The organism is Pantoea sp. BL1, from assembly GCF_000963985.1.
Taxonomy (GTDB): Bacteria; Pseudomonadota; Gammaproteobacteria; order Enterobacterales; family Enterobacteriaceae; genus Pantoea; species Pantoea rwandensis_B.
In genome coordinates, this window is sequence record NZ_JZRH01000011.1 from 1 (window position 1) to 12372 (window position 12372).

Genomic DNA, 12372 nt, shown 5'->3' on the forward strand with positions numbered 1-12372 from the left:
TTTGGGCTTTGGGCTTTGGGTCATTTTCCACATAATCAAACTCCCTCGGCACGCGATGAATCACATATTTTTCCGCTATTAAATTCCAAGGACGCACGATGAATCGTGCCGCCCTATCCTTTATCCGCATCTGACCTCTTTGCCACCGTACGCGACAACGTAAACGGTTGCGGGGTTCCGTTCGCCACACAGCATTTATGTGATCATAGTCACATATTCAGTGAATCAAAATGCAACACATTTTGACAAACGTGATCGAAATCTATTTCCTATCGCTCTGTTACAGGCAAATTACGCACATTTGAAAATTCGGCGATTCAGACCGGATAAAACAACACACGGCCCATCCCCTGGGATCGATTTCACTCGATTGCGGCGCAACCGCAGCAATCACTAGCATGTGGTTAATAAAATAATGAAATTTAAAGCATTGATAGCAGGGGCCTTACTGGCCAGCAGCTGGACCGGCGCGGCACAAGCGGCAGACAGCGATCCGCAGTATCTTTCAGACTGGTGGCACCAGAGCGTTAACGTGGTGGGCAGCACCCATACCCGCTTCGGACCGCAGTTCAACAATGACGTGTATCTCGAATACGAAGCCTTTGCTAAAAAAGACTGGTTCGATTTCTACGGCTATGCGGATTTGACCAACTTCTTTGGCGTGGGTAACAGCAACGCTAACGGCATTTTCGACCACGGTTCGCCGCTGTTCATGGAAATTGAGCCACGTTTCTCAATTGATAAACTGACCGGCACCAGCCTGGCATTTGGTCCGTTTAAAGAGTGGTACTTCGCAAACAACTATATCTATGACATGGGTCGCAACGCTTCACAGCGTCAGAACACCTGGTACATGGGTCTGGGTACCGACATCGATACCCATAGCGATATCGGCCTGTCTCTGAACGTTTATGCTAAATACCAGTGGCAGAACTACGGTGCAGCGAACGAAAATAGCTGGGATGGATATCGCTTCAAAGTGAAATACTTTGTGCCGATTACCGATCTGTGGGGCGGCAAGCTGAGCTACATCGGCTTCACCAACTTCGACTGGGGTTCCGATCTGGGTGATGCTTCTGGCCGTACCAGCAACTCGATCGCATCCAGCCATATTCTTTCGCTGAACTACGATCACTGGCACGTTTCTACCGTGGCACGTTATTTCCACAATGGCGGCCAGTGGGCGGATGGACAGGAGCTGAACTTCGGCAACGGTCCGTTTGAAGTGAAATCGACGGGCTGGGGTTACTACCTGGTCGTGGGTTACAACTTCTAATACGCTGATACTATAGCGGCGCAATTTTCGCGTGTTCCTGAAGCCTTAATATCGCTTCAGAAGTGCATTAAATTGCGCCGCAACGTTGCTGACGGGCTGTAAAAAACCGGGCCGTCAAATTTGCGGTTTATAAGCATTCACCATCCAGGGCACCCCGAATTTATCGGTAAACATGCCAAAACCGTGCGCCCAAAACGTCGGTTCCCACTTTTTCGTCACTTCCCCACCCGCTGACAACGCGTCAAACCAGCGTTTACCCTGCGCTTCATCTGGCGTGGATAGGCTCACGGAAAATCCGGCGTAGTCAGTTTGCTGTGCACCATCGCTCATCATCAATTCACCCTGTCCGATACGCAAATGGGCATGCATGATTTGTTCTGGCGAGAAGGTCACGCCAGAGGGGCAGCCTTCATCCTCAACAGGGGTTTCATCCGGCATGTCACCGAATGTCATTTTGAACAGCAATTCGCCGTCAGTGGCCGCGAGATAGAAGGCAATCGCCTCTTCACAGCGGCCGTTGTAAAACACATAAGGTGTAATTTGCATGGTCAGTTCTCCACAATTGGAACGTCCAGTGCAAGTGTAGTGGGCAATAAGTAATCAGCTGCGAGCCAGGCCGCACTCTTACCTTTGTTGACAATAGCGCCGGAACAGCTGAGCCATGTATGCACTCATTGGCGTCAGCGCGGTGTCTTTTCGCTGGATCAAATAGAAAGTCGCTTTCGGCAGCGGATCGTCAAGATCGAGGGCAATGAGCTGGCCACCGTGCGTCGGATCTTCGATGACATCACGCGAGATAATGCTGACAAAGTCACTTTTCGCGACCAGGCTGGTGCAGGCCATAAAGGTTTCGCAGGTCACTACGATCTTTGGTGCCATACCGCGTTCGCCAAACAGATCGTGCAGCAAGCGGTAATAGCTGCCCTGCGGCGTCGGCATGGTCCAGTCGCAGTGCTGCAATTCCGCTAACGAGCGGGCATGCGCCATCGGGTGCCCTTTGCGCATCACCACCTGATAGTCGCGCTGCATCAGTCTTTCAAAGATCAGCTCCTGATCCAGGTGATGCTGATCGTAGGTATTAATGGTGAAATCCAGCGCGCCCTGCCGCAATTCATGCACCATCGACACCAGTTGCCCCTCAACAATGCGCACCTTCACCAGCGGATATTCACGATGAAACTGAGTGATCACCTGCGGCATGATGGTACGCGCAATGCTGCCGCCCACGCCGATATTCACTCTTCCACCCGCCAATCCCAATCGCTGCTGAATATCTTCCTGCGCCACACGTAGCTCTTCCAGCACCAGACTGGCGTGGCGGAAAAAGTTATCACCGATATCCGTCAGCGTGACGCCCTGCTGACGACGTTCGAACAAGCGCGCACCGAGTGCCAATTCCAGTTCCTGAATCGCTTTGGTCAGCGCAGGCTGTGAAAGTCCCGATAATCGGCTGGCAGCGCGAATACTGCCCTGGCGGGCCACATCGACAAAGGCGCGCAGCTGATGAAGTTTAAGGTTGGCAGGCATAATTTTTGTGATAACCGTTGTTTATCAGTGACAAGATATTCGCATCTTATGCGCACCAATACCATTGTGTAGATTCGGGATAATGCATAAAAAACCAACACAAAGGATATGCCGATGAAAACCCTCTCCGACCTCGTCAACGCGCGGATTCCACAGATGCAAAGCTGGCGTCGCGATCTGCACCATTTTGCCGAATCGGGCTGGCTGGAGTTCCGTACCGCAACGATAGTGGCAGAAGAGCTGCATCGTCTTGGTTATCAGCTTGAGCTGGGCCGTGAAGTGATCGATGCCGATGCGCGCATGGGACTGCCTTCTGATGAAGTGCTGGCGCAGCAGGAAGCTCGTGCACTGGAGCAAGGCGCCCTGCCACAGTGGATCTCACATTTCTCCGGCGGCTTCTGCGGCGTGGTCGCCACGCTGGAGACGGGTCGTCCCGGCCCGGTGATGGGTTTCCGTGTCGATATGGATGCGCTGGACCAGAACGAAAGCCGCGATGCTGACCACATCCCCACTCGCGAAGGTTTTGCCTCCTGTAATTCCGGCATGATGCACGCCTGCGGCCACGACGGTCATACCACTATCGGCCTGGCGCTGGCGGGCGTGTTGATGGAGATGAAAGATCAGCTCAGCGGCACGATTAAAATTATCTTTCAGCCAGCGGAAGAAGGTGTGCGCGGTGCAAAAGCCATGGTCGCTGCGGGCGTGGTGGATGATGTGGATCTGTTTACCGCTATCCATCTCGGCACAGGCGTGCCCGCAGGCGAAATCGTTTGCGGCAGCGATAGCTTCCTGGCCACCACCAAACTGGATGTCAATTTCACCGGCGTAGGTGCCCATGCGGGCGGTAAACCAGAAGAGGGTCGTAACGCCTTGCTGGCCGCCGCGCAAGCCACACTGGCGTTACACAACCTGCCACAACACAGCGGCGGTGTAGCACGCGTCAACGTGGGTGTGTTGCAGGCAGGATCCGGTCGCAACGTGGTACCCGATTATGCCCTGATGAAAGTGGAGACCCGTGGCGTCAGCAATCAGGTCAATGACGACATCTATCAGCAGGCCCTGCGCGTGATTTCCGGCGCGGCAGCGATGTATGGCGTTGAGTACGACATCAAACTGATGGGCGGCGCGCGCAGCTGCACCCCTAGTCAGCCGTGGGTCGACTTTATTCATCAGCAGGCCGATGCCATGGGGATTTTCAGCTCGGTAATTGACACCAAAAAGCAGGCCGCCGGTTCAGAAGATGCCACTTACATGCTGGAGCGCGTGCAGCAGCGCGGCGGCCAGTCATCGTATGTGATCTTCGGCTGCGACCTGGCAGCGGGCCACCACAACGCGAAGTTCGATTTTGACGAAGCGATCATGGCCACCGCAGTGCAAACGCTCGCCACCTTAGCGCTGAATCAGGCGCAGTTTGGAGGCCAGCGATGAGCCATCACGACTTTATCGATCGTTATATCAATGAAAACCAGCCACGCTTTACTGCCCTCAGCGATGCGATCTGGGATGTACCCGAAACGCTCTTCGAAGAGACGCAATCCGCGGCGATTCTGGCCAATGCGCTGGAGCAGGAAGGCTTTACCGTTGAACGTGGTGTGGGCAACATCGACACCGCCTTTATCGCCAGCATCGGCAGCGGTAAGCCGGTGATTGCCATCCTTGGTGAGTTTGATGCGTTGGCCGGTTTGAGCCAGCAATCGGGCTGTGCCACACCGCAACCGCTGGTGGAAAACGGCAATGGGCACGGCTGCGGCCATAATCTGCTGGGCACCGCCGGACTGGCCGCTGCCTTTGTCATCAAGGCATGGTGGGCAGAAAACGGCCAACGCGGCACACTGCGCTTTTACGGCTGTCCGGGCGAGGAAGGCGGTTCCGGCAAAACCTTTATGGTGCGCGAAGGCCTGTTTGATGATGTCGACGCGGCAGTGACCTGGCATCCCGAAGGTTTCAGCGGCATGTTCAATCTCAGCACTCTCGCCAATATCCAGGCCGCTTTTCACTTCAAAGGCGTAGCCGCGCACGCGGCTAACTCGCCGCATCTGGGACGCAGTGCGCTGGATGCCGTGACGCTGATGAACACCGGTGCCAACTTCCTGCGCGAGCACATTGTGCAGGAAGCGCGCGTGCACTACGCCGTGACCAATACCGGCGGCGTCTCACCCAATGTAGTGCAAGCCGATGCTGAAGTGCTGTATCTGATTCGCGCGCCAGAACTCGATCAGGCACAGGATATCTATCAGCGGGTAATCAACATCGCCAAAGGCGCGGCCCTGATGACCGACACCACCATGACGGTACGCTTCGACAAAGCCTGCTCCAACTATGTGCCGAATCGTGCGCTGGAAGCGGTGATGGAGCGCAACTTGCATCAGTTTGGCTTGCCCGAGTACAGCGCGGAGGAGCAGCAGTTCGCCGCCGAGATTCGTGCCACGCTAACAAAGGACGATCTGCGCAATGCGCGTTTGAACGCAGCGCGCACCGGCGGTGAAGCCGGTATCGCCTGGACCGAGGCGCTGGGCGACAAAATTTTGATGGACGAAGTGGCACCCTACGCCGTGACGCGTGAGTTGCTGTATGGCTCAACCGATGTCGGCGATGTGAGTTGGGTGACGCCAACCGCGCAGTGCTTTGCGCCCTGCTTCGCCTTTGGTACGCCGCTGCACACCTGGCAACTGGTGGCGCAGGGTCGCACCTCGCTTGGCCACAAAGGCATGTGCCTGGCTGCCAAAGTCATGGCCGCCACCGCGCTGACCTTGTTACAGGATGAAGAAGCACTGGCACGCTGCACAGAAGAGTTCCGTCGCGTACGCAGCGAACAGCCTTATAACTGCCCAATTCCGGCGGATGTGACGCCATCGAAGTTGTCATCCTGAAATAAACGTGGTGCTCAGATTCAGTGCGCAGAAATGCGCAAACTGCGGGGCTTGGGCGCAGTGATGGGTTGTACCGCAATTGTAGGTTTGCCGCATTTGCAGGATGTAGCGCAATTGTAGGTTTGCTGCAGTTATGGGGCATGCCGCAATTGGAGGTTTACCGCAGTTGTAGTGGGCGCATTTATGCGCCCAGAAATAGCCAAAACACTATAAAAAATACAGCCCCAACGCGGGCATGCAAATACAACAGACATGACGAGGAAATACCGATGGAAGTGACCACGGAGAACCGCAGCCCAGGGAAGCTGTTTAGCTGGATTGAGCGGGTCGGCAATAAAGTGCCCAACCCGTTCTTACTGTTTGTCTATTTGATCGTGGTATTGATGGTCGCCACCGCGATTATCAGCTATTTCGATCTGGCAGTGAAAAATCCCACCAATGGCGAATTGGTGCGGGTCAACAATCTGCTGAGCGTGGCAGGGATTCAATGGATTCTGCCTAACATCATCAAAAACTTCAGCGGCTTTACCCCACTGGGATCGATTCTGGCGCTGGTGATTGGTGCGGGCCTGGCGGAGAAAGTCGGCCTGCTGCAATCGCTGATGGTGAAGATGGCCTCACGCGTGAGCCGCCGCTACGCCAGCTATATGGTGCTGTTTATCGCCTTCTTCAGCCATATCTCATCCGATGCCGCGCTGGTGGTGATGCCACCGCTGGGCGCGCTGATCTTCCTCGCCGTGGGTCGTCATCCGGTGGCGGGTTTACTGGCGGCTATCGCGGGCGTGGCTTCCGGCTTTACCGCCAACCTGCTGATCGTTACCACCGACGTGCTGCTCTCCGGCATCAGTACCGAAGCGGCGAAAGCGGTGAGCGATACCGTGCACGTGAGCGTGATCGATAACTGGTTCTTTATGGCCAGCTCGGTGATTGTGCTGACGATTGCCGGTGCCATCCTTACTGATAAATTCGTCGAGCCACGCCTGCCTGCATGGAATGGCGGCAACAACGATCGCCTGCCGCCGCTGACCGCACTGGAGAACCGTGGCCTGAAAGCCGCAGGGATTGCCGCACTGGTATTTATCGCGCTGATGGCTCTGCTGGTGGTGCCGGAACATGCCCCGCTGCGTAACCCAAAAACTGGCGGTATCATCCCTTCGCCGTTTATTCAGGGCATTGTACCGATCATCATCCTGTTCTTCTTTGTGGTGGCGATTGCTTACGGCGCGGTGACAAAGCAGATTCGACGGGCTGATGACATCCCACAGCTGCTGGTGGATCCGATGAAGAGCATGGCAGGCTTTATTGTGATGGTGTTCCCGCTGTCACAGTTTGTCGCCTTCTTTAACTGGAGCAACATGGGCAAATTCATGGCGATCGGTCTGACCGATATGCTGGAAAGTGCCGGCATCAGTGGCGCGCCCGCGTTCCTCGGTTTGATGTTCCTGTCGGCATTTCTGTGCATGTTTATCGCCAGCGGCTCGGCCATCTGGTCGATTCTGGCGCCGGTATTCGTGCCGATGTTTATGCTGCTCGGCTTCCATCCGGCATTTGCCCAGATGATTTTCCGCATCGCGGATTCTGCCGTATTGCCACTGGCGCCAATGTCGCCGTTCCTGCCACTGTTCCTTGGATTCCTGCAGCGATACCAGAAAGATGCGCAACTTGGTACCTATTATGTGCTGATCTTCCCGTATCCTGTGGTGTTCTTTATCAGCTGGATCGTGCTGCTGCTGGCATGGTACGCACTGGGTTTACCGATTGGTCCAGGCGTCTACCCGAGCCTGCACTAAATGCATCGCCATGGACGGCGGTCACACTTCTGTGAACTGCAACGTAGATTGCGAAAATGTCACCGTTGCCCCTCTCGGCAACCCGCGATGAATTGATTATCCTGCTATTCCTTCGCTTGCTAACGGTTAATTATTTTTAAAACCCATAAAACCGGGCGAGTTCTGCAAACACCGAGGTTTATCCAATAATGACAACAATCACTTCGACAGGGATGGCGAACGATCACATCGCAGCGGATCGCCGCACCTTAGCCGGGCGCATCGATGCGCTGCCCTCATCCGCAGGCTTATGGCGTTTTATTACGCTGCTGGCACTGGGTGGTTTTTTTGAACTCTACGACCTGTTTGAAACCGGCTATATCAGCTCTGGCCTACTGGCTGCTGGCGTGTTTCATACCGGCTCGGAAGGGGTCTTCGGCATTGCTGATCAGGCTGCCTTTGCTTCTGCCACTTTCCTCGGCCTGTTCGTCGGTGCCAGCCTGTTAGCACCCTATGCCGACCGCTTTGGTCGTCGTCTGACCTTTATGTGCGCACTGGCATGGTACGGCGTGTTCTCGCTGTTGATGGCGTTCCAGCAGAGCGCTGAAATGATCATCCTGTTCCGCTTCCTGGTCGGTATTGGCCTCGGCGTTGAGCTGGTGACCATCGATACCTATCTGTCTGAATGGGTGCCTGCTCATCTCCGCAGCCGCGCTTTTGCCTACTCTTTCTTTATCCAGTTCCTGTCCGTACCCGCGGTGGCGCTGATGTCATGGTGGCTGGTGCCACAAACCATCCTGAGCCTTGAAGGCTGGCGCTGGGTGGTAATCGCTGGCGCCGTCTGTTCACTGGTAATCTGGCTGATTCGTAAAAACCTGCCGGAATCGGCACGCTGGCTGGCACAGCAGGGCCGTCATCAGGAAGCGCATAAGGTGCTGAGTGAAATGGAGAAACGCTGCGGTATTGCGCCGGGCGAAGATTTCTCTGACAGCGATGCCTCCGCAGCGTTGCCGAAAAAAGGTCGCTTCAGCGAGATTTGGTCACCGGCTTACCGCAAGCGTACGCTGATGCTGGTGGTGATGAACTTTTTCCAGGCGATTGGCTTCTTCGGCTTCGGTAACTGGCTGCCTGCGTTGCTGTCCGGTAAAGGTGCGACCGTGACGCACAGCTTGCTGTATGCCTTTTTCATTACTCTCGCCTATCCGCTGGGCTCGCTGATTTGCAGCCGCTACGCCGATAAACTTGAGAACAAATGGCAGATCGTTTTCTCCTCCCTGATGACGGTGGTGTTCGGTACGCTGTTTGCGCTGGCAACCAATCCGGTGCTGATGATCATCTGCGGCTTCCTGATCACCTACAGCAACGCGTGGCTGACCTTTAGCTATCACGCTTACCAGACCGAGATTTTCCCTACACATATTCGCGCTCGCGCGGTGGGTTTCTGCTACTCCTTCAGCCGCCTGTCGACGGTGTTCAGCAGTATTTTGATTGGCCTTATTTTGCAGTACGCCGGCAGTCAGGGCGTGATCGCCTTTATCGTGCTGAGCATGCTGATGGTCATGCTGTCAGTGGGGATTTACGGTCCTAAGACGCGTGGGCTGGATTTGGAGAATATTTGAGTAATCAATCGGCCGTGGGCGGGAATATGCCGCCCACTATTTCGCAAGTTTGTCTAACTGCGCGAAGGCGAGATCCCATGGCAAACGCCTGCCACTGTCCCGCATCTGACAATAAGCCCGGCGTGCGCCATCCACTGTAATAATCTGATGCTCAATCATTTCTTCCACAACCCAAAGCGTTCCACGAACCTCTATACCCTCTTCTTTGGCAACTCGATTAAGCGCTCTGTCACCGGTTAATAGCGGGCAGATTTCCTGTTTAGCCAGGGCTAGCGCAAAACAATCATTTCGGCTGGGCCCACGCACACGCCCAATGAGTTTTATGGCGTAAGTCATAGTGGCTGAGCTTAATTCTCCAATGACCAATCCTTTATCAAGCAAATTGGCATGGTGGGTTTCAAGCTCATCAAAATAGAGTAAATCTGGCACGGTAAACTGGTAGGGCAATTCGAAGAGCGCATCTAATAAATCGCCCTCTTCCATATCAATTAATATGTTGGCATCACTGACGAGAATGATCATCAGACCACCCCATCTGTCGCTCGCGGTGGAAGGTGACTAACGAGATGCCCATTAGCTCAGCCGCTTTACCTTCACTGATAATCCCTTCGCCTAACGCGCGATAAATTAACTGGGGAAAAAGCATAGTGCTCTCACGCGCAACCTGATCACCAGGCTCCTGTTTACGCCATTTTCGCGCAGAGAACATCATGATCAGATCTTTACGTTTGCCCTCTGTTATCACGGTCAGATCGCCAGCGCGGTAAACGCAGGCCAACATGCTCAGACCATAATCCATTTTTTGCAGGTAAAGTTCTTTCACCTCAAGACGAGCACGCCGGTGACCAAAGTGCTGAAACACGGCACTCGCAGGGAAAAGCAAAGCCCCCGCAAAGCGATGACAGGCTTTCTCCTCATCAAGATGAGATGCAAGGCGACCCTGTAAAATCAAATGCCCCAGTTCATGCGCCAGGGTAAACCGCTGGCGATCACCGGGCCATTTAGCAGAAATAACGATGACAGGTATGGCATCAATCATCGCCTGGCAGCCATCAAACTTGTCAGAGTGATCGATATCCGTGACGATAACCAGAATCCCATGGCTTTCCAGCACATCAATCAAGTGGGTAATGGGCTGTTGACCCAGTCCCCACTGCAGCCGAACGTGATCGGTAATCGTTTCAATCTGCTCATAGTTCTCAACTTGCCCAGCAGGCAGCTGAGGTTGAGCAAATATAGGAACAGGGAAGTTAGGCCACAGATTGGCAAGTTCAAGCCACCGTTCAGCCTGATCAATCACATCAGCATGGATCTGCGCCAACATTTTGGCCGATAGCGTCTGGCGTTTGCGGTACTCGATATTTTTCAGTGCAACCGTCGTCGGGCGGAAGAAATATTCGTTACGCACGCCTAACGCGCGCGACATTTTCACCAGCACCGCAGACCCCGGCATGCTTTCGTTATGCTCGTATTTCTTGATCATATTGGCGCTGACGCCGGCCTTTTCAGCCAGCTGCTTCATGGATAAGCCCGCAGCGGAGCGCGCGCGCAATAAACGTTCTCCAAACACACTGACCTCCGTTGGTTTATAAAAAAAGTAATTTTTACAATTTTATAAACCGGAATTATGTGCGCTTAACGATGGCCTTGCAATGAGAGGGATGAAAAATGAGACAAGGCTTGTAGGGATGTAATTTTTGAGGGGGGTGAAGAACACAATTATTGCAACGGTAAGTATGAATGCTTCATTTAGTCAGTGAGGTCGGTGAGTTAAAGAAAGCGATAGGAAGCTGGATAAACTATTACAACCACGAACGGATCAATGCGGGGTTAGGTAGACTGAGCCCGGTACAATACCGAACCCAGCACGAACACGCGATGTTATAACTGTCCAGGTTAAGGGTTCACTTCATAAATTGCGCCGCTATCAGTGCAGTCTGTAGCGGCGCGATTTATCGTGCTTTAAAACACAGTGTTGGCTTACTGCCCTTCCAGCACCTTAATATCCGCGCTGCCTTGCTTCGACTCGACCGTTTCATCCTTGCGCAGCTTCGCCACATCCTTCGCCGTTACCGTCGACTTCGCGCCATTACCCCAACTGCCGCGGATGAAGTTCACCACATCAGCGACCTGGTTGTCGTTCAGACGCCAGCCGAACGCCGGCATGGTGATGGCTGACGGTGCACCCTGCACGCCAGGCAAGGTGCCGCCCACCAGCACGATATGGATCAGCGAGGTGGGATCCTCGGCCATCACCACCGGATTGCCACGCAGCGCCGGGTAGAAGCGCTGATAGCCGCTGCCGTCGGTTTTATGACAGGCCGCACAGCTATCGACATACACTGATGCGCCTGGCTGGCTGTCATCGCCCTTCCACAATGCTTTGGCAACGGCATCGTCCTGCGTAAACACTGTCTGGCTGGCATCCTTCGCACCCAGCGATTTCAGATACTTAGCAATGGCGCTGATATCTTCGTCGTTCAAATACTGCAGGCTGTGCTGTACCACGTCGGTCATGCCACCAAACACAGCGGTGTGATCGTTGCGGCCATAGCGCAGGAACTGTTTCAGGTCATCTTCGCTCCAGCGGCCTAAACCATCACGGTTGTCACCACGCAGATTGCTGGCGGTCCAGCCGTCAATCGGTGCGCTGCTGCCTGACAGGTAATCATTGCCTTCACCATTGGTCAGCGCTTTTTCCTGCATGGTAATGCTGCGTGGCGTATGGCAGGCACCGCAGTGACCCAATCCTTCCACAAGATAACGACCACGCGCCAGCGCCGGATCTTCCTGCGCGGCTGGCTGGAACGCTTTCACGTCTGGCGCAAACATGCCGCGCCAGATGGAGAGCGGCCAGCGCATCGACAGCGGCCAGGGAATATCGCTGTCTTTATTAGCCTGCGACACCGGCTGTACGCCATGCATAAAGTAGGCATACAACGCCTGCATGTCGTCATCGCTGACCACCGCGTAAGACGGATAAGGCATCGCTGGATAGAGCGTGTCGCCATTTTTCGCCACGCCATGACGCACCGCTTTCTGGAAATCGTCGTAGCTGTAGTCACCAATACCGGTGGTTTTGTCCGGCGTGATGTTGGTGGAGTAAATGGTGCCAATGGGCGTCGCCATCGGTAAGCCACCGGCAAACGGCTTGCCGCCTGCAGTGCTGTGACAGGCCACGCAGTCACCCGCGCGCGCCAGATACTCACCGCGCTTTACCAGTGCGTCCGAACCTGCTTCGTCCGCCACTGCGGCGAACGTCATCGTGCCCAGAAACAGGGCCAAAATGCTTTTGATCATCGCCGTGTTCC

Annotated in this window: 10 protein-coding genes and 1 pseudogene; 6 read left to right on the forward strand and 5 right to left on the reverse strand. The window is 54.6% G+C overall.

Annotated features, from left to right (window positions below):
- Positions 1 to 415 precede the first annotated feature (415 nt).
- Positions 416 to 1276, forward strand: a complete 861-nt coding sequence (locus VH86_RS06815; protein WP_045815979.1) for a nucleoside-specific channel-forming protein Tsx — start codon at positions 416 to 418, stop codon at positions 1274 to 1276.
- A 114-nt stretch (positions 1277 to 1390) separates the two neighbouring features.
- Here the strand turns inward: VH86_RS06815 and yjdN are convergent, their stop codons facing one another.
- On the reverse strand, positions 1391 to 1822 hold the full coding sequence (gene yjdN / locus VH86_RS06820) for a VOC family metalloprotein YjdN (protein WP_045832351.1): 432 nt from the start codon (positions 1820 to 1822) through the stop codon (positions 1391 to 1393).
- Between the two features lie 78 nt (positions 1823 to 1900).
- Positions 1901 to 2803: a LysR family transcriptional regulator gene (locus VH86_RS06825; RefSeq protein ID WP_038643576.1), complete on the reverse strand. Its 903-nt coding sequence runs from the start codon at positions 2801 to 2803 to the stop codon at positions 1901 to 1903.
- A gap of 114 nt (positions 2804 to 2917) precedes the next feature.
- Between VH86_RS06825 and VH86_RS06830 the strand changes: the two genes are divergently transcribed.
- From VH86_RS06830 to VH86_RS06845, 4 genes are all read left to right on the forward strand, one after another.
- The gene (locus VH86_RS06830; protein WP_045832352.1) at positions 2918 to 4231 is read left to right on the forward strand and encodes an amidohydrolase; all 1314 of its coding nucleotides are present in this window, start codon (positions 2918 to 2920) and stop codon (positions 4229 to 4231) included.
- Positions 4228 to 5673 (forward strand): M20 family metallopeptidase, encoded by a 1446-nt coding sequence (locus VH86_RS06835; RefSeq protein ID WP_045832353.1) that lies wholly within the window; start codon positions 4228 to 4230, stop codon positions 5671 to 5673. The genes VH86_RS06830 and VH86_RS06835 overlap by 4 nt, the downstream gene beginning before the upstream one ends.
- 269 nt (positions 5674 to 5942) lie before the next feature.
- Positions 5943 to 7463, forward strand: coding sequence for a p-aminobenzoyl-glutamate transporter (abgT, locus tag VH86_RS06840; protein ID WP_038643580.1), 1521 nt, complete (start codon positions 5943 to 5945; stop codon positions 7461 to 7463).
- 188 nt (positions 7464 to 7651) lie between these two features.
- Positions 7652 to 9061: an MFS transporter gene (locus tag VH86_RS06845; protein WP_045832354.1), complete on the forward strand. Its 1410-nt coding sequence runs from the start codon at positions 7652 to 7654 to the stop codon at positions 9059 to 9061.
- 36 nt (positions 9062 to 9097) lie between these two features.
- Here VH86_RS06845 and VH86_RS06850 read toward each other — a convergent pair whose 3' ends face one another.
- Both VH86_RS06850 and VH86_RS06855 read right to left on the reverse strand, forming a co-directional pair.
- Positions 9098 to 9583, reverse strand: coding sequence for a PIN domain-containing protein (locus tag VH86_RS06850; RefSeq protein ID WP_045832355.1), 486 nt, complete (start codon positions 9581 to 9583; stop codon positions 9098 to 9100).
- Positions 9564 to 10631 carry a helix-turn-helix domain-containing protein gene (locus VH86_RS06855; RefSeq protein ID WP_045832356.1) on the reverse strand — a complete coding sequence of 356 codons (1068 nt, stop codon included), beginning with the start codon at positions 10629 to 10631 and terminating at the stop codon, positions 9564 to 9566. The genes VH86_RS06850 and VH86_RS06855 overlap by 20 nt, the downstream gene beginning before the upstream one ends.
- A 191-nt stretch (positions 10632 to 10822) precedes the next feature.
- Between VH86_RS06855 and VH86_RS25465 the strand changes: the two are divergent.
- Positions 10823 to 10948: pseudogene (locus VH86_RS25465) on the forward strand (IS3 family transposase); the annotation flags it as partial.
- A 93-nt stretch (positions 10949 to 11041) separates the two neighbouring features.
- Here the strand turns inward: VH86_RS25465 and VH86_RS06860 are convergent.
- The gene (locus VH86_RS06860) at positions 11042 to 12361 is read right to left on the reverse strand and encodes a cytochrome c (protein ID WP_045832357.1); all 1320 of its coding nucleotides are present in this window, start codon (positions 12359 to 12361) and stop codon (positions 11042 to 11044) included.
- Positions 12362 to 12372: the final 11 nt, after the last annotated feature.

What these genes read in the sequence shown, in the direction of transcription:
- VH86_RS06830 (WP_045832352.1), top strand. Translation starts at nt 2,918, where the DNA reads ATGAAAACCCTCTCCGACCTCGTCAACGCGCGGATTCCACAGATGCAA.
- yjdN (WP_045832351.1), bottom strand. Translation starts at nt 1,822, where the DNA reads ATGCAAATTACACCTTATGTGTTTTACAACGGCCGCTGTGAAGAGGCG.
- VH86_RS06850 (WP_045832355.1), bottom strand. Translation starts at nt 9,583, where the DNA reads ATGATCATTCTCGTCAGTGATGCCAACATATTAATTGATATGGAAGAG.
- abgT (WP_038643580.1), top strand. Translation starts at nt 5,943, where the DNA reads ATGGAAGTGACCACGGAGAACCGCAGCCCAGGGAAGCTGTTTAGCTGG.
- VH86_RS06825 (WP_038643576.1), bottom strand. Translation starts at nt 2,803, where the DNA reads ATGCCTGCCAACCTTAAACTTCATCAGCTGCGCGCCTTTGTCGATGTG.
- VH86_RS06845 (WP_045832354.1), top strand. Translation starts at nt 7,652, where the DNA reads ATGACAACAATCACTTCGACAGGGATGGCGAACGATCACATCGCAGCG.
- VH86_RS06835 (WP_045832353.1), top strand. Translation starts at nt 4,228, where the DNA reads ATGAGCCATCACGACTTTATCGATCGTTATATCAATGAAAACCAGCCA.
- VH86_RS06860 (WP_045832357.1), bottom strand. Translation starts at nt 12,361, where the DNA reads ATGATCAAAAGCATTTTGGCCCTGTTTCTGGGCACGATGACGTTCGCC.
- VH86_RS06815 (WP_045815979.1), top strand. Translation starts at nt 416, where the DNA reads ATGAAATTTAAAGCATTGATAGCAGGGGCCTTACTGGCCAGCAGCTGG.